Origin of the sequence: Kitasatospora sp. NPDC056327 (assembly GCF_042261735.1) — a bacterium.
GTDB lineage: Bacteria > Actinomycetota > Actinomycetes > Streptomycetales > Streptomycetaceae > Kitasatospora.
In genome coordinates, this window is the sequence record NZ_JBHJRC010000120.1 from 1 (window position 1) to 22195 (window position 22195).

Annotated in this window: 12 protein-coding genes and 1 pseudogene; 8 read left to right on the plus strand and 5 right to left on the minus strand. The window is 76.5% G+C overall.

All coding sequences use genetic code 11. The features are described from left to right. Positions 1–285: 285 nt before the first annotated feature. From ACFCX4_RS19025 to ACFCX4_RS19050, 6 genes are read left to right on the plus strand one after another with little or no spacing between them, the layout of a single operon-like run. The gene (locus ACFCX4_RS19025) at positions 286–1935 is read left to right on the plus strand and encodes an ABC transporter substrate-binding protein (RefSeq protein ID WP_376143830.1); all 1650 of its coding nucleotides are present in this window, start codon (positions 286–288) and stop codon (positions 1933–1935) included. Position 1936: 1 nt separating this feature from the next. Next, a complete protein-coding gene (locus tag ACFCX4_RS19030) occupies positions 1937–2914 on the plus strand; it encodes an ABC transporter permease (protein ID WP_376143832.1) in 978 nt (325 codons plus the stop codon). Beyond that, positions 2911–3768: an ABC transporter permease gene (locus ACFCX4_RS19035; RefSeq protein WP_376143834.1), complete on the plus strand. Its 858-nt coding sequence runs from the start codon at positions 2911–2913 to the stop codon at positions 3766–3768. Before ACFCX4_RS19030 ends, ACFCX4_RS19035 begins: the two co-directional genes overlap by 4 nt. Next, positions 3765–5558: a dipeptide ABC transporter ATP-binding protein gene (locus ACFCX4_RS19040; RefSeq protein WP_376143836.1), complete on the plus strand. Its 1794-nt coding sequence runs from the start codon at positions 3765–3767 to the stop codon at positions 5556–5558. The genes ACFCX4_RS19035 and ACFCX4_RS19040 overlap by 4 nt, the downstream gene beginning before the upstream one ends. Continuing rightward, complete coding sequence (locus ACFCX4_RS19045; RefSeq protein WP_376143838.1) at positions 5555–6745, plus strand: acyl-CoA dehydrogenase family protein; 1191 nt, start codon at positions 5555–5557, stop codon at positions 6743–6745. Before ACFCX4_RS19040 ends, ACFCX4_RS19045 begins: the two co-directional genes overlap by 4 nt. 25 nt (positions 6746–6770) lie before the next feature. Further along, positions 6771–7808, plus strand: coding sequence for an LLM class flavin-dependent oxidoreductase (locus tag ACFCX4_RS19050; protein WP_376143840.1), 1038 nt, complete (start codon positions 6771–6773; stop codon positions 7806–7808). On the opposite strand, the gene ACFCX4_RS19055 is transcribed toward ACFCX4_RS19050, so the two are convergent. Next, a complete protein-coding gene (locus ACFCX4_RS19055; protein WP_376143842.1) occupies positions 7798–10545 on the minus strand; it encodes a BTAD domain-containing putative transcriptional regulator in 2748 nt (915 codons plus the stop codon). The genes ACFCX4_RS19050 and ACFCX4_RS19055 overlap by 11 nt on opposite strands. 616 nt (positions 10546–11161) lie before the next feature. Here ACFCX4_RS19055 and ACFCX4_RS19060 point away from each other — a divergent pair. Continuing rightward, positions 11162–13990, plus strand: coding sequence for an AAA family ATPase (locus ACFCX4_RS19060; protein ID WP_376143844.1), 2829 nt, complete (start codon positions 11162–11164; stop codon positions 13988–13990). Further along, positions 13987–15228, plus strand: coding sequence for a 3-deoxy-7-phosphoheptulonate synthase (locus tag ACFCX4_RS19065; protein WP_376143845.1), 1242 nt, complete (start codon positions 13987–13989; stop codon positions 15226–15228). The genes ACFCX4_RS19060 and ACFCX4_RS19065 overlap by 4 nt, the downstream gene beginning before the upstream one ends. A gap of 274 nt (positions 15229–15502) precedes the next feature. Here the strand turns inward: ACFCX4_RS19065 and ACFCX4_RS19070 are convergent, their stop codons facing one another. The 4 genes and pseudogenes from ACFCX4_RS19070 to ACFCX4_RS19085 form a co-directional block, all read right to left on the minus strand. Continuing rightward, on the minus strand, positions 15503–17167 hold the full coding sequence (locus ACFCX4_RS19070) for a bifunctional 3-(3-hydroxy-phenyl)propionate/3-hydroxycinnamic acid hydroxylase (protein WP_376143847.1): 1665 nt from the start codon (positions 17165–17167) through the stop codon (positions 15503–15505). Further along, positions 17164–17952, minus strand: coding sequence for an arylamine N-acetyltransferase (locus ACFCX4_RS19075; RefSeq protein WP_376143849.1), 789 nt, complete (start codon positions 17950–17952; stop codon positions 17164–17166). Before ACFCX4_RS19075 ends, ACFCX4_RS19070 begins: the two co-directional genes overlap by 4 nt. Positions 17953–17957: 5 nt before the next feature. Further along, positions 17958–21131 (minus strand): annotated as a pseudogene (locus ACFCX4_RS19080) (type I polyketide synthase); the annotation flags it as partial. 173 nt (positions 21132–21304) lie between these two features. Beyond that, positions 21305–22195: beta-ketoacyl reductase (locus ACFCX4_RS19085; protein ID WP_376143850.1), on the minus strand; the 891-nt coding region annotated here is incomplete at its 5' end.

The following is a 22195-nucleotide window of genomic DNA, read 5'->3' on the forward strand; positions in this document are numbered from 1 at the left end:
GGGTCCCGGGATGCCCCCCGGGACGGCCGCACCGCCCCGGCGGCGCACCTCCGCCGGGGCCGTTCGCCAGGACAGCCGAGCACACCCGCGAGCGTCCCGCCGCGAAACCTGCGGGCCCCGGAAAAGGGCCCGCATAGGGGGACGGTCAGGGGGGTCGGATCCGGACGGAGCCAGCAGACTCGTCGCATCGTCCGCGGCCGGGGCCGTCAGTGCCTCCCCCGCGGAACGGGCGGGCACGACGCCGCCCACCGCTTCCCCGCCTCGCGCAGGATCGAGAAAGAACCCATGTACACCAGACGACGTTTCCTCCGTCTCCCGGTCGCCCTGACCGCCGCCACCGTCCTCGGCGCCACCGCCCTCACCGGCTGCTCCGACTCCTCCGCCCCGCCCTCCGCGAAGAGCGGCAGCGGCGGCACCCTGCGCTACGGCGCCGCCGTCGAGCCCGACAGCTGGGACCCGCACGCCGCGTCCACCGCCGTCACCGGACGGCTGCTGCGGCCGGTCCTGGAGTCGCTGGTCGCGATCGCGCCGGACGGGGCGGTCAAGCCGTGGCTGGCCGAGTCGTGGACCGTCTCGCCCGACGGCCTCACCTACACCTTCACCCTGCGCACCGGCGTCACCTTCAGCGACGGCACGCCCTTCGACGCGGCGGCGGTGAAGGCCAACTTCGACCACGTCACGGCGGCGAAGACGGCGTCCAAGCGGGCGGCCGGCCTGCTCGGCCCCTACAAGGACACCGAGGTGGTCGACCCGCGCACGGTGGCCGTGCACCTGACGGCCCCTCACGCGTCGTTCCTCAACGCCGCGGGCAGCACCTTCCTCGGCTTCCACTCCCCGGCCTCGCTGCGCGACCACGCGGGCGACCTCTCCTCCGGCGGCGCGTTCGTGGTCGGCACCGGGCCGTTCACCTTCGAGTCGGTGACGCCGGGCCAGCAGGCGGTGTTCAAGCGCCGTCCGGACTACAACTGGGCCCCGCCCACCGCCGCCCACCAGGGGCAGGCGAAGCTGGAGAGCATCGTCGTCCTGCTGCTGAAGGAGGACGCCTCCCGGGTCGGCGCGCTGACGTCCGGTCAGGTCGACGCCGCCGAGCTGATCCCGGCCAACCGGCTGGCGGGCCTGCGCGGCCAGAACGGCGTCCAGGTGGTCCGCAAGGCCGTCCCGGGCGTGCCCTACACCTACTACCTGAACACCGCCCGCGCGCCGTTCGACGACCCGCGCGCCCGGCAGGCCGTCCGGCACGCCATCGACTTCGCGGGCATCGTCAAGGGCATCTTCCAGGGCGAGTACGAGCAGGCCTGGGGGCCGCTCGCACCCTCCACGCCCGGCGCCGAGCCGTCGTTCGCCAAGCCGGCCTGGGAGTTCAGCAAGGAGAAGGCGGAGCGGCTGCTGGACGAGGCCGGCTGGACCGGCCGGGACTCCGAGGGCTACCGGACCAAGGACGGCAAGCGCTTCACCGCCGAGCAGCCGTACGTGCAGACCTTCGTCTCCGCCCAGAACCACACCTTCGACGTCGGCGTCCAGGACGCGCTGAAGCAGGTCGGCATCGAGCTGAAGCTGGTGCCGCTGGACTCGGCCGGCTCCATCGGGCGCACCGGCAAGGGCGAGTACGACGTGTTCGCGTTCGCCTGGCAGGGCTCCGACCCGAGCCTGCTGGGGAGCCTCTACCACTCCAAGTCCCAGTTCGGGGGCGGCGGGGCGAACGGCAGCCGGGTCAAGGACGCCGAGATCGACGGCTGGCTCGACCAGGCGGAGGCGACCGTGGACGCCGCGCAGCGCTTCGAGCTGTACCGCAAGGTGCAGCGGAAGATCGTCGAGCAGGCGTACTCCTTCCCGGCCTACATCGCCACCATGGACGTCGCCCGGCACGGCAAGGTGAACGGGCTGGCCCTGGACGTCGACGCCAACACCGACTTCTACGGCATCGGGGTGGCCTGAGGTGTCGGACCGCGCCCGGCAGATGCCGCGACGGCACGTGCCGCCCTGGGCCAGGTTCGTCGCCCGGCGGCTCGCGGCGGGGCTGGTGGTGGTGTGGGGAACGCTCACGGTGACGTTCTTCGCCCTCCACCTCGCCCCCGGCGACATCGTGGACGGACTGATCGGGCCGGGCGCCACCGCCACCCCGGCGCTGCGCGAGCAGGTGATCGCCGAGAACGGCCTCGACGATCCCCTGCTCGTCCAGTACGGCCGCCAGCTCGCCCAGTTGGCGAGCGGCGGCCTCGGCTGGTCCTACCAGCTCAACGAGCCGATCGAGCGGCTGCTCGGCAGCCAGCTCGGGCCGACCGTCGAGCTGGCGGTGTCCGCGCTGGTCACCGCGCTGGTGCTGGCGGTGCTCGCGGCCACCCTGACGGCCGGCCGGGGCCGGGCGGTGCGCGGCGCGGCCGGCGTGGCCGAGCTGCTGATGGTGTCGATGCCCTCGTTCTGGCTGGGCATCATCCTGCTGACCGTGTTCTCCTACCGGCTGCACGCGCTGCCCTCGATCGGGGCGGACGGGCCGGCCGCGCTGGTGCTGCCGACGCTGGCCCTGGCGCTGCCGCTGGCCGGGGTGCTCGCCCAGGTGATCCGCCAGGAGCTGGAGAGCGCCGACGGCCGCCCGTTCGTGCTGACCGCGCGTTCCCGCGGGCTGGGCGCGACGGCGGTGCTGCTGCGGCACACCCTGCGGCACGCGCTGCTGCCGCTGACCACGCTGGCCGGCTTCGTGCTGGGCAGCCTGTTCGGCGGCGCGGTACTGGTGGAGAACATCTTCACCCGGCCCGGTCTGGGCCGGGTGCTGGCCAACGCGGTCGGCTCGCGCGACCTGCCGGTGGTGAGCGCCCTGGTGGTCATCTCCAGCGCGGCGTTCGTGGTCATCAACACGCTGGTGGACGTGCTCCACCCGCTGATCGACCCCCGGCTGCGCGAGGGGGGTGCGGCATGAGCACGGTGACCGCGCTGCTCGACCGTCCGGCCGCGTCCGCCGCCCGCCGGGGCGGGCTGCTGCGCTCGCCGGCCCGGCTGGCGCCGCTCGTCCTGCTGGCCGCGGTGGTCCTGGTACTGGCCTACCCCGGGCTGTTCGCCACCCACGCGCCCGAGGCGACGGACGTCGCCTCGGCGCTGCGCCCGCCCGGTGCCGGCCACTGGCTGGGCACCGACCAGCTCGGCCGGGACGTCTGGTCGCGGCTGGTGCACGGCACCCGGCTGTCGCTGCTGATCGCGGTCGGCGCGACGCTGATCGGCGTGGGCGGCGGCGCCCTGCTCGGCCTGGTCGCCGGGTGCGGCGGGCAGCGCGTCGACTTCGCCCTGATGCGGGTGGTGGACGTGCTGCTGGGCTTCCCCGAACTGCTGCTGGCGCTGCTCGTGGTGGCGCTCCTGGGCGGCGGCACGGTCAACGTGGCGATCGCCATCGGCATCGCCGGGGTGCCCAACTACGCCCGGCTGGTGCGCGGCCAGGCACGGCTGGTGCTGCGCTCGGAGTACGTGGAGGCGGCCCGGGTGCTGGGGGTGCCGGCCTGGCGGTCGGTGCTGCGGCACGTGCTGCCGAACGTCGGCGGGCCGCTGGTGGTGCTGGCCTCCATCGGGCTGGGCTCGGCCATCATCTCGGGCTCCGGGCTGAGCGTGCTCGGCCTGGGCCCCGTCCCGCCGGACGCGGACTGGGGCTCGATGGTCGCCGACGGCAAGGACTTCCTCCAGACGGCCTGGTGGATCTCGATCGCGCCGGGCCTGGCCGTCTCGGTCGTGGTGGTCTGCACCACGCTGATCGGCCGTTCGCTGCAGCTGAGGGCGGTGCGATGACGACGGCAAGGACGACGACGGCAAGGACGACGACGGCACGGACGGCGACGCCGGCGGCGGAGCCCGCGGCGGACGCGCTGGTCCGGGTGGAGGGGCTGCGGGTGTCGTTCCCCGGCGCGCCGCGGCCCGCCGTGGACGGGGTGTCGCTGGCGATCGGCCCCGGCGAGTGCGTGGCGCTGGTCGGCGAGTCCGGCTCGGGCAAGTCCGTCACCTCGCGCTCCCTGATCGGGCTGGCGGGCGCCCGGGCGCGGGTCGCCGCGCGGACCCTGGAGGTGGCCGGGGCGGACGCCGCCGGCTTCGGCGAACGGCAGTGGCGCACGGTGCGCGGCCGCCGGATCGCCATGGTCTTCCAGGACGCGCTGACCGCGCTGGACCCGCTGCGCACGGTCGGCGCCGAGATCGCCGAGGCGGCCCGCCTGGGCGGCACCGCCGGTCCGGACACCGCCGCGCGGGTGGTGGAGCTGCTCACGGCGGTCGGCGTGCCGGAGCCGGAGGCCCGGCGCACCCAGTACCCGCACCAGCTCTCCGGCGGGCTGCGCCAGCGGGCGCTGATCGCCTCGGCGCTGGCCGCCGACGCCCCGCTGCTGATCGCCGACGAGCCGACGACCGCCCTGGACGCGATCGTCCAGGCGCAGATCCTGGCACTGCTCGGCCGGCTCAAGGACGAGGGCCGGGGCCTGCTGCTGGTCAGCCACGACCTGGCGGTGGTGGCGCAGCTGGCGGACCGGGTGCTGGTGCTGCGGCAGGGCGAGGTGGTGGAGAGCGGGCCGGCCGGCCGGGTGCTGTCCGCCCCGGAGCACCCGTACACCCGGATGCTGCTGGACGCGGTGCCCTCGGGCCGGCCGGTGATCCGGGCGCCCCGGCCCGCGCCCGGCCCCGGCGGCGGGGACCCGGACGGCGGGGTGCCGGTGCTGGCCGGCCGGGGTCTGGTGAAGTCCTTCGTCCCGGGCGGGCCCCGGGCGCTGGACGAGGTCGCCTTCACCCTGCGGGCGGGCGAGGCGCTGGGCGTGGTCGGCGAGTCCGGCTCGGGCAAGACCACGCTCGCGCGGGTCGCGATGGGCCTGAGCCGGCCGGACGCCGGCGAGGTGCTGCTGCACGGGCGGCCCTGGTCCGCGCTGCCGGAACGGCGGCGCCGGGGCGCCCGCTCGGCGATCCAGTTCGTCCAGCAGGACCCGTACGCCTCGGCGGACCCGCGGTTCACCGTGGCGAGGATCATCGGCGAGGCGCTGCCGGGACTCCGGCGGGCCGAGCGGGCGAAGCGCTGCGCGGACCTGCTCGACCAGGTCGGGCTGCCCGCCGAGCTGCTCCCCCGCCGGCCGCACCAGCTGTCCGGCGGGCAGCGCCAGCGGGTGGCCATCGCCCGGGCGCTGGCGGGCCGTCCGCAGGTGCTGGTCTGCGACGAGCCGGTGTCGGCGCTGGACGTGTCGGTGCAGGCGCAGGTGCTGGAGCTGCTGGACCGGCTGCGGCGCGAGAGCGGCATCGCCCTGCTGTTCATCACCCACGACCTGGCCGTGGTGCGGCAGGTCGCGGAGCGGGTGCTGATCATGCGCGGCGGGTCCGTCGTCGAGGAGGGCGACACCGAGCGGATCTTCGAGGCCCCCGCCCACCCGTACACCCGGGCCCTGCTGGACGCCGTGCTGCGGCTGCCCGGCGCGGACGGGAGCGGCGGCGGGGCGGAGCGCAGGGAGCCTGCGGAAAACCCCGGCGGGTCCGGGGCGCAGCGCACGGAGCAGGACACCGAGCTCGTCGCCGGGAGCGGCGGCGGGCACGTCACCGAGTGGGAGACATGACCGACACGACGACAGACGGCCGCCCCGAGGACGCCGAGGTGTGGCTGCGGCGGGCCGAGGCGGTGGCCGCGCAGCTGGCGCCCGGCGCGGCGCGGCGCGACCGCGAGGGCGCGGCCCCGGTGCGGGAGATCCGGCTGCTGAAGGAGACCGGGCTGGTGACCCTGCTGGGTCCGGTCGAGTACGGCGGGGGCGGCCAGAACTGGTCGACCGCGTTCCGGGTGGTGCGCACCGTCGCGGCGGCCGACGCCTCGGTGGGCGAGCTGCTGGCCCACCACTACGTGTGGGTGTCGGTCGCCGAGTTCATCGGCACCGAGGAGAAGATCCAGCACATCGGCGAGGTGTCGGCCCGGGCCCGGTGGTTCTTCAGCGGGTCCGCGAAGCCCCGCTCGGCGCCGCTGGTGATCCAGGACGCGGGCGGCGACATGGTGTTCCACGGGCGGCTGGAACGCGCCCTGGGCCACCCGGTGTCGGACATCACCATCCTGGAGGGCTTCCTGGAGGACGGCGACACCCCGATCAGCGCGCTCGCGATGAGCGACCACGTGGGGCTGTCCTTCGAGCCCGGCGCCGAGGAGTTCGGGCTGCGGTCGCTGGCCGCCGGGACCGTGGTCGCCGACGGCGCCGACATCCCGTGGACCGGGGCGCTCGGCCACGTCGGCAAGACCTTCGTGCCCCGGGTCTACAACACCTTCCTCACGCCCGCCTTCCAGCTCGCCCAGGCCAACGCGCTGATCGGCGCGGCCCGGGGCGCGCTGGACGCCGCCGCGGAGCACACCCGGGAGCAGTGGTCGAAGGCGCCGCTGACCGAGGCCGCCGCCGCGGACGCCGCCCGGCACTACGGCGTGCTCGCCTCGGCGCTGTGGGCGGTGGAGGCGTTCGCCGACGCCGTCGGCGCGGAGGCGGACGCCCTGCACGCCCGGCGCCGCACGGTGACCGGCGAGGAGCGCGGCCGGCACGCCGTCCGGGTCGCGGCGCTGGCCGCGCAGGCCGGCGCGGCGGCCGACGCGGTCACCGCCGGTGTGCTCGGCGCGGCCGGCCCCGGCGGCGCCGAGGCGGCGGCCGGGCTGGACCGCCCCTGGCGGGACACCCGGGCCCGGCGGGTGCACGAGGACGACCCGGGCCGTGCCCGGGTGGTGGGGCGCCACCTCCTGCACGGCGAAGTTCCCCGCCCCACCTGGTACGCGTGACACCCCGAGTAAGGAGCACCCCGGCATGACCAGCAGTTCCCCGACCGTCCCGCTGTCCGTCCTCGACATCTCCTCCGTCGACTCCGCCGGCCGCCCGGCCGACACCCTGGTCGGCACCCGCCGGTTGGTGGCGGCCGCCGACGAGCTGGGCTACACCCGGTTCTGGGTGGCCGAGCACCACAACTCGCGCGGGATAGCCGGCTCCGTCCCGGCCGTCCTGCTGGCCGCCCTCGGCGAGCGGACCACCCGGATCCGGATCGGCGCGGGCGGGGTGATCCTGCCCAACCACCCGCCGTACGCCGTCGCGGAGTCGTTCCGGACGCTGGCCGCGCTGTTCCCCGGCCGGGTGGACCTGGGCATCGGCCGCTCCGGGGCGGACCCGGTGCTCTCCCACGCGCTGCGCCGGGCGCCCGACGAGGACTTCCCGGCGGCCCTGGAGGAGCTGCTGGCCTTCGTCGACGGCGGTTTCCCGGACGGGCACGTCTACCAGCGGCTGGAGGCCCTGCCGGAGCCGCCGCAGCCGCCCCGGCCGTGGCTGCTGGGCGCCAGCGTGCGCAGCGCGGTGGACGCGGGCCGACGCGGCCTGCCGTACGCGTTCGCCCACCACTTCTTCAACTCGCGCGGCACCGAGGAGGCGCTGCGGGCGTACCGGGAGAGCTTCCGGCCCTCGGCCCGGGCCGACCGGCCGCACGCGATCGTCACCGCGTACACGGTCTGCGGGGAGACCTCCGAGCAGGCCCGCCGGCTGGCGGCGCCGGCGCTGTTCCCGGTGCTGCGGCTGAAGGGCGCCTCGCCGATCGCGCCGCTGCCCACCGTCGAGGAGGCCGCGGCGCACCCGTGGACGGAGGCCGAGCGGGCCGCCGCCGACGCGCTGCTCAGCACCCAGGCGGTCGGTGACGCCGGGGAGGTCCGCCGCGCGCTGGCGGACCTCCTGGAGCGCACCGGCGCGGACGAGCTGATGGTGACCAACAACGTCACCGACGTGGACGAGAAGATCCGCTCGCTGGAGCGCGTGCGGGATCTCGCCCTGACGCTGCCGGTCCCCGCCGGGATCAGCTCGTAACGGCCGGGCGGCGGCGATGGGCGCGGGCGGCGAGGCTGTCCCTGATCCGGCGGTGGTGGGTGACCAGCCAGACCCGCTCGGGTTCGCCGGGCGGACAGCGGTCGAGGGCGTGGTCGAGGCAGCTGACCGCGAGCGCGTCGTCGCCCGCGGCGGCGGCCCGGGCGGACGCGCCCACCAGGGCCTCCCAGGCCCGGCGCTCCATCGCCTCCACCGGGGTGCCGTCGGCCTCGGCGAGCACGATCGCCCGGTCGTAGTGGAAGGCGAGCAGGCCGGGCCTGGGCACGTCCAGCAGGGCCGTCCAGGCGGCGGCCCGCAGGTGGCGTTCGACCAGGACGCGGCCGGGCAGCTGGGCGAGCGCGACGTCGCGGCTGACGGCGTACCGGAAGACGTACTCGACGTCACCGGGGACGCCGCTGCGGCGGACCCGGCGCAGCAGCTCCCGCGACTCCAGGCCCTCCAGGGTGCGGCCGACCTCCTCGGTGTCGCGCAGGCTGACGGCGGCGACCGCGCCGCGCCAGAGCGTGCCGCCGACGACGGCGGCGTCCCGCAGCACCGAGCGGGCGGTGCGGTCGAGGCCGTCGAGCTGGGCGGCGGCGACGGCGAGGACGGCCGGCGGGTGGGCGGCGGCCGGGTCGGTGCCGACGTCCGCCGCCCGGGCGTAGGCCTGGGCGAACATCGGGTTGCCGTCGGCGAGGGCCGCGCGCCGGTCGTCGGCGGGTGTCGGGCGGCGGCGGCCGGAGGCGGCGCCGATCACGGTGGCGGTGGCCGCCGTGGAGAGCGGTGTCACGTGCAGCAGGACCGAGCGGCGTTTGGCGCAGCCCCACGAGGGGTTGGCGTGGAGCAGTTCGGAGCGGGCGCCGGCGACGAGCAGCAGGGCGACCGGGCCGAGCCGGACGGTGAGGTCCTCGACGAAGGAGCGGACGAAGCCGGCGGCGCGGTGGAGGTCGTCCAGCACCAGCACCAGCGGGCGGTCGGCGGCGGCCTCCTCGATGAACTGCCGCAGCGCGCCGAGCACCTCCTCGCGGGGGACGGCGCCGCCGGCCGGTCCCTCGGCCGAGGCCGCGGGGGCGGGCAGGCCGAGGCAGGCCGCGAGCGCGGTGACGATCCGTCCGGTCGCGGCGTGCGGGAAGAGCCCGCGCACGACGCCGGTCAGCGCGGGCAGCACGACGGCGGCCGGGGCGCCGGGGCGGATGCCCGCGTAGGCGCGGACGACGCCGGCCAGCGGCTCGTAGGGGGTGTGGGCGTCGAAGGCGGGGGTGCCGGCGTGCAGGATCCGCGGCGCCGGCTGCCCGGGGCCGTCGCGCAGCGCGGCGGCGAACTCCCCGACGAGCCTGGTCTTGCCGATGCCGGGCTCGCCGAGCACCGTGACCAGGTGCGGCAGCTGGCGGCGGACGGTGTCCTGGTAGGCGCCGTGCAGCAGGTTCAGCTCGTGGGTGCGTTCCAGGAACGGCGGTTCGGCGGGCTGCCCCGGCACCCCGGGGCGGTCGGCGCGCTCGGCCTCCGGGCGGTGGACGCCGGGGACGCCGTCCACGGGGGCGAAGCCGAGTCCCGCGCCGCCGGCCCCGACGGTGGTGTCGGCCGCCCACAGCTCCCCCCGCGGGACCTTCAGCAGCAGGTGGTGGCAGGTGTCCAGGACCTCGCCGGTGACCTCCACGGGCTCGGGCGCGCTGTCGTCGTAGGTGACCACCACCTCGCCGCTGCCGACCACGAGGTGGGTGACCGGCCGGGCGCCGCCGGTGGCGGGCGCGGGCCGCGCGAAGTGGCGGCGCAGCGCGAGGGCGGCGCGCAGGGCCCGCTCGGCGTCGTCCTCGTGGGCCCTGGGGACGCCGAAGACGACCAGCCACACCGAGCCGAAGGCGCGGCGCACCAGACCGCCGAAGGGCTCGGTCTCCCGCCGGATGTCGGCGGTCAGCTCCTTGATCGCGTGGTCGACGTGCTCGGGGGCGAGGGCGGCGCCGTCGGCCGTCCACCGGGCGCGGACCATGACGACGCTGGCCGGGCGCCGTTCGACCCGTTCCCAGGACGGCCGGTAGGTGTGCTCGGCGGCCGGGCCGCCGGTGCCCGGCCGGGTGAGGGTCCCGGCGGGGTGGGCGGTGCCGTCCTCGGCGCGCGGCGCGGCCGGGGCGGCCGGGGCCGGTGCGGCGGGTGCCGCCGGCCGGGGGCGCGGCGGATGCGCGACGGCGGCCGCGGCCCGGGGTTCGGCGCGGAGCGCGGGTTCGCCGGGGGTGGCGCCCGGGGTGGCGGTGAGCCGCAGCGCCAGGGCCGGGTCGTGGCTGAGGATGGCGCGCTGGAGGCGCCGCAGGTCGCGGCCGGGCTCCAGGCCGAAGCGGTCGGCGAGGAGGTCCCGGGTGCGCCGGTAGCGGTCCAGGGCCTCGGGCTGGCGCCCGCAGTTGTAGAGGACCACCATCAGCTGGGCGACCAGCCGTTCCCGGGTCGGTTCGGCCTCCAGCAGCGACTCCAGCTCACCGATCAGCTCGCGGTCCCGGCCCATCGCCAACTCGGCCTGGATGCAGTCCTCGTGGACGGCGAGCCGGGTGCCCTGGAGGGCTGCCAGCTCGGGCCAGGTGAGCCCGGCGTCGGTCACGTCGGCGAGTACCGGGCCGCGCCACAGGGCGAGCGCGCGGCGCAGCAGTTCGGAGGCCCGGGTCCAGTCGCCGGCCGCCAGCCGGGCGCGGCCCAATGTGACAAGCTCGTGAAATTCCGTGAGATCGAGCTGTTCCGGCTCGATTCTGAGCATGTATCCGGGCACAGTGGTAATGAGCGCGACTTTCCTGTCCACCGGTCCCCCGACCGCCTGGAATGCGCGGCGCAGACCGGCCACCGAGTTCTGCACCATTTTCCGCGCCGTGGACGGACGATCATCGCCCCAGAGTGCGGCGACTATCTCGTTGATGCCCACCACGCTATTCGCGCGGAGCAGGAGAACACCGAGCAGAGCCCTCTGCTGCAGGCCGCGAATGGGCACGTCAGTGCCGTCGGAGAGCACTTCAAGCGGCCCCAGAACATTGAATCGCACCCCTGCCCCCTCGACTCCCGGTTTATCCGGACAATGCCATTCGGAAGAATGTGCCCGATGGTACATCAGGACTGCCCGGGCCTTCCATTGACATCACGTCAATTCTGACCGGGCATACCGGTGGACAACCCCCTCCGGTGATCTCCGCGACAATTCGCCGCCCCCGTCCGGCGGCCGCGGCGGCAGTGGCCCGGCCGTGGGCGGTCAGTTCCCGGGCGATGGGCGGGGTGTCCCCATGATGGGTCCGACCGGGAGCGGGTGGCCGTCGCCACCGCCCCGGGGAGCCGCCGGAAACCGGCGGCCGGACGCCTACAAGAGATGAGGTCGGGGGTACCCGGTGCCTTCCCTGCTGGAACGTGACGCGCACATCGACAGACTCGACCACCTGCTCGCCGAATGTCTCGGCCGCGCGGGCCGGGCGGCCCTGGTCGACGGACCCCTCGGCAGCGGCAAGAGCGAGCTGCTGCGGGTGTTCGCCGCCCGTGCCGCCGAGCGCGGAGTCCTGGTCGTGGGCGCGGGCTGTTCCGCCCAGGAGCGGGACCTGCCCTTCGGCGTCGCCGACCGGATCGCCCGCTCCCCCGGCTGGCCCGCCGGGCACGCCGCCCGGCTGGCCGAGCTGGCCGACCCGGCCGTTCTCGCCGACGCCGCCCTCACCGGCGGCACGGCGGCGGCCGACCCGGCCGGGCCGCCCCCGCCCGGACTGCTGCGCGCCTGCCGCGACCTGACCACCGCCCTGCTCGCGGCCTCCGCCGACACCCCGGTGCTGCTCTGCGTCGAGGACATCGGTCACGCCGACGAGGCGTCCCTGCACTTCCTGCGCCACCTGGTGCGGCACCTGCCGCAGAGCCGGGTGCTGCTGGTGCTCACCGACGGCAGCAGCCCGTGGCCCGCGCGCCGCCGGCTGCACGCCGAACTGCTGCGCCACCCGCACGTGCACCGCCTCGCCCTGGCCCCGCTCTCCCGGGCCGGCGCGCTGCGCCTGGTCACCGAGGGCCTGGGCGAGGAGGACGCCCGGCACCGCGGCCCCGGCCTGGTCGACGTGGCCGGCGGCAACCCGCTGCTGCTGCACGCCCTCGTCGAGGAGCACCTCGACCGGACCGACGAGCCCGAACCGCGCTACGGTCCGGCTCTGCTGAGCTGCCTGCACCGGGCCGGCCCCGGTGTGCTGCGGGTCGTCCAGGCCCAGGCCGTGCTGGGCGAGGAGGCCCCGGCCGAGGATGTGGCCCGGCTGCTGGGCGAGCGCGAGAACGCCGACGCGGTGGCCCGCATCCGCGCCACGCTCAGCGCCGCCGGACTGCTCGACGGCGAGGGCCGGCTGCGCACCGAGGCCGCCCGAACCGCCGTCCTGGAGGACCTCGCCCCGCACGAGCGCACCGAACTGCGGCTGCGCGCCGCCCAGCTCGCCCACGAGACGGGCAGCCCCGCCGCCGAGGTGGCCCGTCACCTGGTCGAGGCCGGGCGGGCGCCCGGGCCGTGGGCGGTCGCCGCACTGACCGAGGCGGCCGAGCACGCCCTGCTCGACCACCGCCACCGCACCGCGGTCGCCTGCCTGGGGCTGGCCCACAAGGAGGCGACCGAGGAGAACGACCGGGCGGTGCTCCGGCACCGGCTCGCGCAGGCCGAGTGGCAGCTCAACCCGTCGGCCGCGGCCCGGCACCTGGTGCCGCTCACCGCCGCGGTCCGGGCCGGCCGGCTGGGGCTCGCCGAGGCGCTCGTCCTCGTCCGCCACCTGCTCTGGCACGGCCGCGGTGAGGAGGCGCTGTCCGTCCTGGACCTGCTGCGCGACCGGACCGGACCGACCGGGCCCGCCGCCCCCGCCGAGACGGGCGCCCTGCGGGACGTCGAGACCTGGCTCGCCTACACCCACCCGGGCCTCGCCCGGGGCCGCCGCGTCCCGGCGCTGCCCGCCGATCTGCGGCACACGGTGGCCCCGGACGTCGACCCACAGCTGCGGGCGGCGGCGGCGCTCGCCGGGGCGCTCACCCGGGGCCGGGCGGCCGAGGCGGTCGACCACGCCCAGCAGGTGCTGCACGACGCCCACCTGCACGGCCGCACCGCCTGGGCCGAGGAGGCCGCGCTGCTCGCGCTGCAGGTGCTGCTCCAGGCCGGACGCGCCGACACCGCGGCCGTCTGGAGCCGGCGGCTGCTCACCGCCGCCACCCGCCGCGAGGCCCCGACCGCGACCGCCCTGTACTCCGCGGCGCACGCCGAGGCGGCCCTGCGGCTCGGCGAGCCGACCACCGCGGCCGAGTACAGCCGGGCCGCGCTGACCCACCTCAGCCCCACCGCCTGGGGCATCGCGGTGGGCCGGCCGCTGGGCACCCTGATCACCGCCGAGAGCCGGACCGGCGAGCACCGGTCGGCGGCCAAGCACCTCACCCACGCCGTCGGCGAGGCGATGTTCCAGAGCCTGTACGGGCTGCACTACCTGTTCGCCCGCGGCGACCACTACCTGGCGACCCGCCACGGCCACGCGGCGCTCGCCGACTTCCTGTCCTGCGGCGAACTGCTGCGCACCTGGGGCCTGGACGGCGCGGGGGTGGTGCCCTGGCGCACCCACGCCGCCGACGCCTGGCTGCGGCTGGACAACCGGGACCGGGCCTGGCGGCTGATCCACGAACAGCTCAGCCGGGCCGACGCCGACCTGCCGCACACCCGCGGTCCGGCGCTGCGGCTGCTCGCCGCGGCCGGGCCGCCCGGGCGGCGCGGCCCCCTGCTCACCGAGGCCGTCGACCTGACCGAGGCCTCCGGCGACCGCTACGAGCAGGTGCGGGTGCTCACCGACCTGAGCCGGGTCCACCAGGGCACCGGCAACAAGCGCCGGGCGCGGCTGCTGCTGCGCCAGGCCCTGCACGTGGCGAACATGTGCGCCCTGAAGCCGCTCGCCCAGGAACTGCTGTCGGTCTCGGCGGACCTCGGCGAGAGCGGCCCGGCCGCCGACGACGACGCCCGGGAGCCGGGCGGGGTCGGCGCGCTCACCGAGTCCGAGCGGCGGGTCGCCTCGCTCGCCGTGCTCGGCTACACCAACCGCGAGATCGCCGGACGCCTCTACGTCACGGCGAGCACCGTGGAACAGCACCTCACCCGGGTCTACCGCAAGCTCGGGGTACGCCGCCGCAAGGATCTGCCCGCCGATCTGTGGGCCAACCTGAGGAAGACGGGATGACGACGCCGATGAGCACGCCGATCACCACCACCCCGACGGTGCACGACGGCACCGGGCCCGACCTCGCCCGGGCCCTGGCGGGCCTGGCCGCCGGACAGCAGCCGGACTGGCCCGACCAGGAGCGGGTGAACGAGGTGCGCGCCGCGCTCGGCGCCCTGCCGCCCCTGGTGGAGCCCGCCGCCGTCGACCGGCTGCGGGAGCGGCTGGCCGAGGCCGCGCTCGGCCGGGCCCTGGTCGTCCAGGGCGGGGACTGCGCCGAGACCTTCGCCGGCAACACCCCCGAGCACGTGCGCGCCAACCTGCACGCCCTGCTGCACTGCGCGACGCTGTTCGAGGTCGCCTCCGGCCTGCCGGTGGTGCCGGTCGGGCGGGTCGCCGGGCAGTACGCCAAGCCGCGCTCCAGCCCGGTCGGCGCCGACGGCCTGCCCTCCTACCGGGGCGACATCGTCAACGGCCTGGCCGCGACGGCCGCGGCCCGCACGCCGGACCCGCAGCGGATGCTCACCGCGTACGACGGCGCGGGCGCCGCGCTGGACGTGCTGGACTCGGTGGCCGCCGCGACCCGCACCGAGCTGTTCGCCGGTCACGAGGCCCTGCTGCTCGACTACGAGGTGCCGCTGGTCCGCGACGGCTACGCGCTGTCCGGCCACTTCCTGTGGATCGGCGAGCGCACCCGCGGGCTGGACGGCGCGCACGTCGCGCTGGCCCGCGGGATCGCCAACCCGCTGGGCCTCAAGCTGGGCCCGTCCACCACCCCGGAGCAGGCGGTCGCCTACGTACGGGCCCTGGACCCGGACCGCGTCCCGGGCCGGCTGACGCTGATCAGCCGGATGGGAGCGGACCGGGTGGGCGACGTGCTGCCGCCGCTGGTGGAGGCCGTGGCGGACGCCGGGCACCCGGTGCTCTGGCTCTGCGACCCGATGCACGGCAACACCGAGACGGCGGCCGGCGGGCTGAAGACCCGCCGCTTCGACCGGATCGCCGCCGAGGTGACCGGCTACTTCGCGGTGCACCGGGCGCTCGGCAGCCACCCCGGCGGCCTGCACCTGGAGCTGACCGGCGACGACGTGACCGAGTGCCTCGGCGGTCGCGAGGACCTGCGCGAGGAGCAGCTCCCGGAGCGCTACCTGACCGGCTGTGACCCGCGGCTGAACGGGCGCCAGACGCTGGACCTGGCGCGGATCGTGGCGGAGATCCTGCTGGAGCACTCCGCCCGGCGGGCGCCCGTGGCGGCCTGAGCACCGCCCACCCGGACCGACGGCCCGCTCCTCCACGCGGAGGAGGAGCGGGCCGTCAGCGTGCGCGCGGGCCGGGGACGGGGTGAGCCGTCGGCGCGGGCCGGGGACGGGGACCCGGCCGGAGCGGGTACGGCGGCGCCCGCCGGCCCGCCCCGGGAGGAGCGGTGCCGGCGGGCGCGGGCCCGGCGGGGCGGGTCGGTTCGACCGGTCGAGCGGGTGGGGCGGGTCGAGCGGGTACGGCCGGTCGAGCGGGTACGGCGGGTACGGCGGGCCGTCAGGCCGCCAGGTCGGTGCGGAGCGCCGCGAACAGCGCGGCCAGCGCCGCCCCGTCGGCGGCCGCCCCGTAGACGTAGAAGTCCGGCCGGACCAGCACCGCGACCGCCCCGGCCCCGGCCAGGTAGGGCAGGTACACGCCGTCGGTGTCGGCCACCGCGCCGGCCGGGGGCTCCCCGCCGCCGCCCGCGAGCACCTGCACCGCATGGCCGCCGAGGTCCGCCAGCCAGGCCAGCTCCCCCGCGGTCAGCAGGCTCTCCGGCGGCTCGGTGGTGAGCAGCACGAACCCGCGCCCCACCACGTCGTCGAAGCGCCCGGCGGGCCGCCCGGCCGCGGTGACCCGCCCCTGGACGACGAGGTCGCCGGCCGGCCCGCCGCCGTGCCGCAGCCCGGCGGTGAGCGGCTGGACCGGGGTGCGCGGCCGGGCGGCGCCGACCTGCGCGCCGCGCCGGGCGCGCTCCTGGGCGGCCAGCATCACGGTGTCGCGGTCGCGGGCCGCCGCCGGGTCGGTCTGGCAGATGACCCGGCCGAGGTCCATCGACATGGTGAGCGCGTGCCGCACGTGCTCGCGCCGCTCGGCGGTGTAGCTGTCGAGCAGCCCCTCGCCGGCCCGGCCGGTGAGCACCAGGTCCAGCTTCCAGGCGAGGTTGGCGGCGTCCCGGAAGCCCGAGCACATGCCCTGCCCGGCGAACGGCGGCATCAGGTGGGCGGCGTCCCCGGCGATCAGCACCCGGCCGCGCCGCCACTGGTCGGCGTAGCGCGCCTGGAAGGTGTAGACGGCGTGCCGGAGCAGGGTGGCGTTGCCGGGGTCGATGTCGAACAGCGAGAGCAGCTTCCAGACGTTGGCCTCGGTGCCGAACTCCTCGGGCGACTCGTGCTCCAGCCGCATGAACTCCCAGCGCCGGTGGCCCGGTCCGGCGGAGACCGCGGTGCGCGGCCGGGCCGGGTCGCAGACCTGGAGGTTGTTGGGGGCGAACTCCCGCCCGTCGTGCGGGACGACGTCGCAGGTCAGCCAGTCGTTGAAGAACGCGAAGTCGGTGGCGGTCAGCCCGGCCTCCTCGCGCACCACGCTGTTCGCGCCGTCGCAGCCGATCACCCAGCGGGCGGTGAGGGTGCCGCCGCCGGGGGCACCGAAGCCCCCGGGGTCCTCCGGGGCACCGGTGCCCCCGGTGCGCTCGACCGTGAGGGCGACCGAGTCGCCGCGGTCGGCGAGCGCCGTCACCCGGTGGCCGCGCAGCACGCGCAGCGTGGGCCGGCTCTCGCCGTGGGCGGCCAGTGCGGCCTCCAGGCCCGGCTGGTAGACGGCGCTGGAGTCGGGCCAGCCGGAGCGGCCGGCGTCCTCGACGTCCACCCGGAACAGGGTCTCGCCGTCGGCGTTGTGCCAGACGTAGTCCCGGGAGGACTCGACGTGCCCGTCCAGGGCCGCGCCGACCCCGGTGGCGGCGAGGATGCGGGCGGACTCGCCGTCGAAGGAGACCGCGCGCGGCATCGGGTAGGGCCGGGGGAAGCGTTCCAGCACGGTGACCCGGTGGCCGCGGGCGGCCAGCAGCAGGGCGGCGGTCTGGCCGACCGGCCCGTACCCGACGATCGCGATGTCGGTGTCGGTCTCCGGGCCGGGGCCGGTACCGGGCGCGGTGCCGGCGGGAGGGGGAACGGGGACGCTCATGCGGGGGCCCCGTCCGTCCGCAGGATCTCGGCGAGCACCCGGGCGTGCTCCTCCGGGTCGGCGAGGCCGCGCAGCCGCTCGGTGCCGTCCTCGACCACGACCAACCGGGTGCCGATCAGGATCCGCTGCCCGCCCTCGAAGGCCCGGCCGCGCACCACGATGCCGGAGCCGGCCAGCGCCCGGGCGAACCGGTCCAGCTCCGGCGAGGGCTCCAGCCAGTCCGCGAACGCGCGCGGCTCCGGCCGGAAGCGGTAGACGGCGCGCCAGTCGCCCACCCTGCCCCGGCGCTGGACCACGTGGTGGCCGCTGTCCGCCGGCACCACGCGGAAGTCGGTGCCGAACTGCGACTGCACCTCGCCGGACACCACCCGCAGCGGCTCCAGGTAGGACGGGCCGACGAAACCGACGTCGACCAGCCACAGTTCGTCGTCCAGCCGGACGAAGCCGAGGACGTGCTCCAGGTCCGGCCCGAAGGTGTCGTCGACCTGCCGGATCCCGGCCGAGAACAGCCCCGTCTCGTAGCCGAGTTCGCGCAGCAGGGCGAGGAAGAGCCCGTTCAGCTCGTAGCAGACGCCGCCCCGGCCGCCGAGCACCACGGCGTCGAACACCGCGTCCAGGTCGATGTCCACACCGGCCCACAGGGCCTCGCCGCGCCCGGTGTTGAGCGAGGAGTCGTAGGGGATCGCGATCAGGTGGCGGCGGTGCAGCTCGCGCAGGGTGTCGGCGGTGGGGTCGAGCGGGCCGTCGTGGCCGAGGGCCTTGAGGTAGGCGGTGGTGTCGAACACGACGGTCACTTCCCTTCGGTCTGCTGCTCGCCGGACACGGTCTCCGCGGGCACGCCCTCGGCGGACGTCCCCTCGCCGGACGCGCCCTCGTCGAGCAGCGCGACGAGGTGGCGGGCGAGGCGCTCCGGGGTGGGCTGGTCGAAGGCGAGCAGGGCGGGCAGTTCGAGCCCGGTGACGTTCTGCAGGCGGTTGCGGAGCTCGACGGCGGTCAGCGAGACAAAGCCGATGTCGAAGAAGACGGCGTCCGGCCCGACCTCCCCGGTGCCCTCGTGCCCGAGGACGGCCGCGACCTCGGCGCGGACCAAGTCGACCAGCACGGCCTCGCGCTCCTGCGAGCCGGCCTCCGCCAGCCGGCGGGCGAGGGCGGCGCCGGGCGCCTCCTCGGTGGTGGTGTCGGGTTCGGTCTCGGTGGCCATCGGGGAGTCTCCTGCGGGGGTGGTGGTTGCGGGCACCGACTCAAGCCAGTAGTGCCGGTGCTGGAAGGGGTAGGTCGGGAGTTCGGAGGCGGGCAGGGCCTCGGCGCCCGTGTAGGAGGCCGACCAGTCGACCTCCACACCGCGGACGTGCAGGGCGGCGGCCGAGAGCAGGACGCGGTCCCGGCCGCCCTCGTCGCGCCGCAGGGTGCCGGTGACGGCGGCGTCGCGCACGGAGGCCGCCTCCAGCGCCTCGACGATGCCGTGGGCCAGCACCGGATGGGCACTGATCTCCACGAACGCCCGGTACTCGGCGGCGGCGAGGGTCTCGACGGCCTCGGCGAACCGGACGGTCCGCCGCAGGTTGCGGTACCAGTACCCGGCGTCCAGCTCCGGACCCTCCAGCCACCGGTTCTCCACCGTCGACAGGAACGGAACCGTCGCGGACTGCGGCTTCACGGAACCCAGCAGCTCCGCGAGTTCGGCCTCGATCGACTCCACGTGAGCGGTGTGGGACGCGTAGTCCACCGGGATCCGGCGCACCCGCACGCCCTGCTCCTCGTAGGCCGTCACCAGACCGTCCAGCCCGGCCGGATCACCCGCGACGACGACCGAGGACGGACCGTTGACCGCCGCCACCTCGACCCCGTCCGGCAGCGCGGGCGCCACCCGTGCCAGGGGAAGCCCGACCGAGACCATGCCGCCGCGGCCGGCCAGACCCCGCGCGATGGCCTGCGACCGCAGCGCCACCACCGCGGCCGCGTCGTCCAGCGAGAGGACACCCGCGACGTGCGCCGCCGCGATCTCCCCCTGCGAATGACCCACCACCGCGTCCGGAACGACGCCCAGCGACGCCCAGAGGCGCGCGAGCCCCACGTTCACCGCGAACGACACCGGCTGCACCACGTCCACCCGCTCCAGCGAAGCAGCACCCGGAACCTGGTTCACCACATCCAGCAACGACCAGTCGACATACGGCTTCAACGCCCTGTCGACCTCACCGAGCACCTCCGCGAACACCACCGACTCCCCGAGCAGCCGACGCCCCATCCCCGCCCACTGCGAACCCTGACCCGGGAACACGAAGACGGTCTGGCCGGCGACGTCCGCCGTGCCGGTGACCAGGGCCGGCGAGGCCGCGTCGCCGGCGAGCGCGGCCAGGCCGGCGCGGTGACCGTCGAGCGCGTCGGCCACCACCACCGCGCGGTGCGCCAGCAGGGTCCGGGCCTCGGCCAGCGTGCGGGCGGCGGCGGCCGGGGCCGGGCTCTGCGCGTCGGCGTAGTCGAGCAGCCGTTCCGCCTGCGCGCGCAGGGCACCGGCCGAGGCGGCGGAGAGCAGCCAGGGGACGGCCCCGGCCTCCAGCGCCACCGGGTCCTCCGGCTCCTTCGGCTCCGGCCCGGGCGCCTCCTCCAGGATGACGTGCGCGTTGGTTCCGCTCACGCCGAAGGCGGACACGGCGGCCCGGCGCGGGCGGTCGGCCGCCGGCCACGGACGGGCCTCGGTCAGCAGCCGCACCTCCCCCGCCGACCAGTCGACCTGTGTGGTCGGCGCATCCACGTGGAGGGTGCGCGGCAGTACGCCGTGCCGCAGCGCCTCCACCATCTTGATCACCCCGGCCACTCCGGCGGCGGCCTGGGTGTGCCCGATGTTGGACTTCAACGAGCCCAGCCAGAGCGGCTGTTCGGCCGGACGGCCCTGACCGTAGGTGGCCAGCACGGCCTGCGCCTCGATCGGGTCGCCCAGCGGGGTGCCGGTGCCGTGGCCCTCGACGGCGTCGACGTCGGCCGCCGTCAGCCGGGCGTTGGCGAGGGCCGCCCGGATCACCCGCTGCTGCGCCGGGCCGTTCGGGGCGGTGAGGCCGTTGGACGCGCCGTCCTGGTTGACCGCCGAACCCCGGACGACCGCCAGCACCTCGTGCCCGAGGCGCCGGGCGTCCGACAGCCGCTCCAGGACGAGGACGGCCACGCCCTCCGCCCAGCCGGTGCCGTCGGCGGCGTCCGCGAACGCCTTGCACCGCCCGTCGGTCGCGAGACCGCGCTGCCGGGAGAACTCCACGAACGGCGAGGGCTGGGACATCACCGCGACGCCGCCGGCCAGGGCCAGCGCGGACTCACCGCTGCGCAGCGACTGGGCGGCCAGGTGGACGGCCACCAGCGAGGAGGAGCAGGCCGTGTCGACGGTGATCGCGGGCCCCTCCAGACCGAGCGTGTAGGAGACCCGGCCCGAGGCCACCGACCCCGAGGTGCCGGTGGCGAGGAACCCTTCGAGCCCGGCGGGCACACTCCGCAGCCCGGTGGCGTAGTCGTGGTACATCACGCCGGAGAACACGCCGACCGGGGTGCCGTGCAGGCCCGCCGGGTCGAGGCCGGCCCGTTCCAGGGCCTCCCAGGAGGTCTCCAGCAGCAGCCGCTGCTGCGGGTCCATGGCGAGCGCCTCACGCGGGGAGATCCCGAAGAAGGCCGCGTCGAAGTCGGCGGCACCGCGCAGGAACCCGCCCTCGCGGACGTAGGAGCGGCCGGCCCGGTCCGGGTCCGGGTCGAACAGTCCGTCGAGGTCCCAGCCGCGGTCCTCGGGGAACTCGGCCACGCCGTCGCGGCCGTCGGCGACCAGCTGCCACAGCTCGGCCGGGGAGGTGACGTCGCCGGGGAGGCGGCAGGCCATCCCGACGATGGCGATCGGCTCGCCGGCCGCCGCCTCCAGCGCGGCCTTCTCGGCGGCGAGTTGTTCGTTGTCCTGGAGCGCGGCCCGCAGTGCCGCGACCAGCCTCGCCGTCTGGTCGGAGGCGGCCGCGCCGTCGGTGGTGGTGGTCATGTCAGCCTTTCTGAAGGTGCGCCGAGCGCGGTCGGACGGGCGCGGGTCTGTGAACGCCGGTGGGTGAGCGCGGGCGGGTGAGCGCGGGTGGGTGGACGGAGTCGGCCGGGGCCGGGTCGGTCGGAAGGTCAGCCCCGGCCTCGCAGGGCGCGGGCGACCAGGCCGTCGATGTCCAGGTCCGCGATGGCGGGCCCGTCCACGGGCCCGGCGTCCGGCGCCGCGGTCTCCGGGACGGTGGTTCCCGCCCCCGGACCGGCCGCCGGCTCCGGCAGGAGCTCGGAGCGCAGGTGGCGGGCGAGCGCGAGCGGGGTCGGGTGGTCGAAGACCAGGGTGGCCGGGAGCCGGACACCCGTCGCCCGGGCCAGCCGGTTGCGCAGCTGCACCGCGCCGAGCGAGTCGAACCCGGTCTCCTTGAACGCCTGGGCGGCGGCGACGGCGTTCTTCGAGGGGTGTCCGAGGACGGCGGCGGCGGCCGAACGCACCAGGTCGAGCAGTTCGCGGTGCTGCTCGCGCTCCGGCAGCCCGGCCAGCCGAGCGGCGAAGCCCGCCGCGTCGTCGGCCGGCTGGCCGGTGGCGGCGGTGCGCCGCGGGGCGCGGACCAGGCCGCGCAGCAGCGGGTTCAGCTCACCGGCCGCCGCCTGCGCGCGCAGGGCGTCGCGGTCCAGACGGGTCGGGACCAGCAACGCCTCGGGCGAGCCGAGGGCCGCGTCGAACAGCGCCAGCGCCTCCTCGGTCGCCAGGGCCTTGAGTCCGCCTCGCGCCAGCCGGGCCCGGTCCGCGTCGCCCAGGTGGCCGGTCAGACCGCTGGCCTCCGCCCACAGGCCCCAGGCCAGCGACACCGCCGGCAGCCCCTCCGCCCTGCGCCGGTGTGCCAGGCCGTCCAGGAAGGCGTTCGCCGCCCCGTAGAGACTCTGCCCCGCGTTCCCGAACACGCCCGCGCCGGAGGAGAAGAGGACGAACGCGGACAGCCCGAGGTCCTTCGTCGCCTCGTGCAGGTGCCAGGCCGCGTCCGCCTTCGG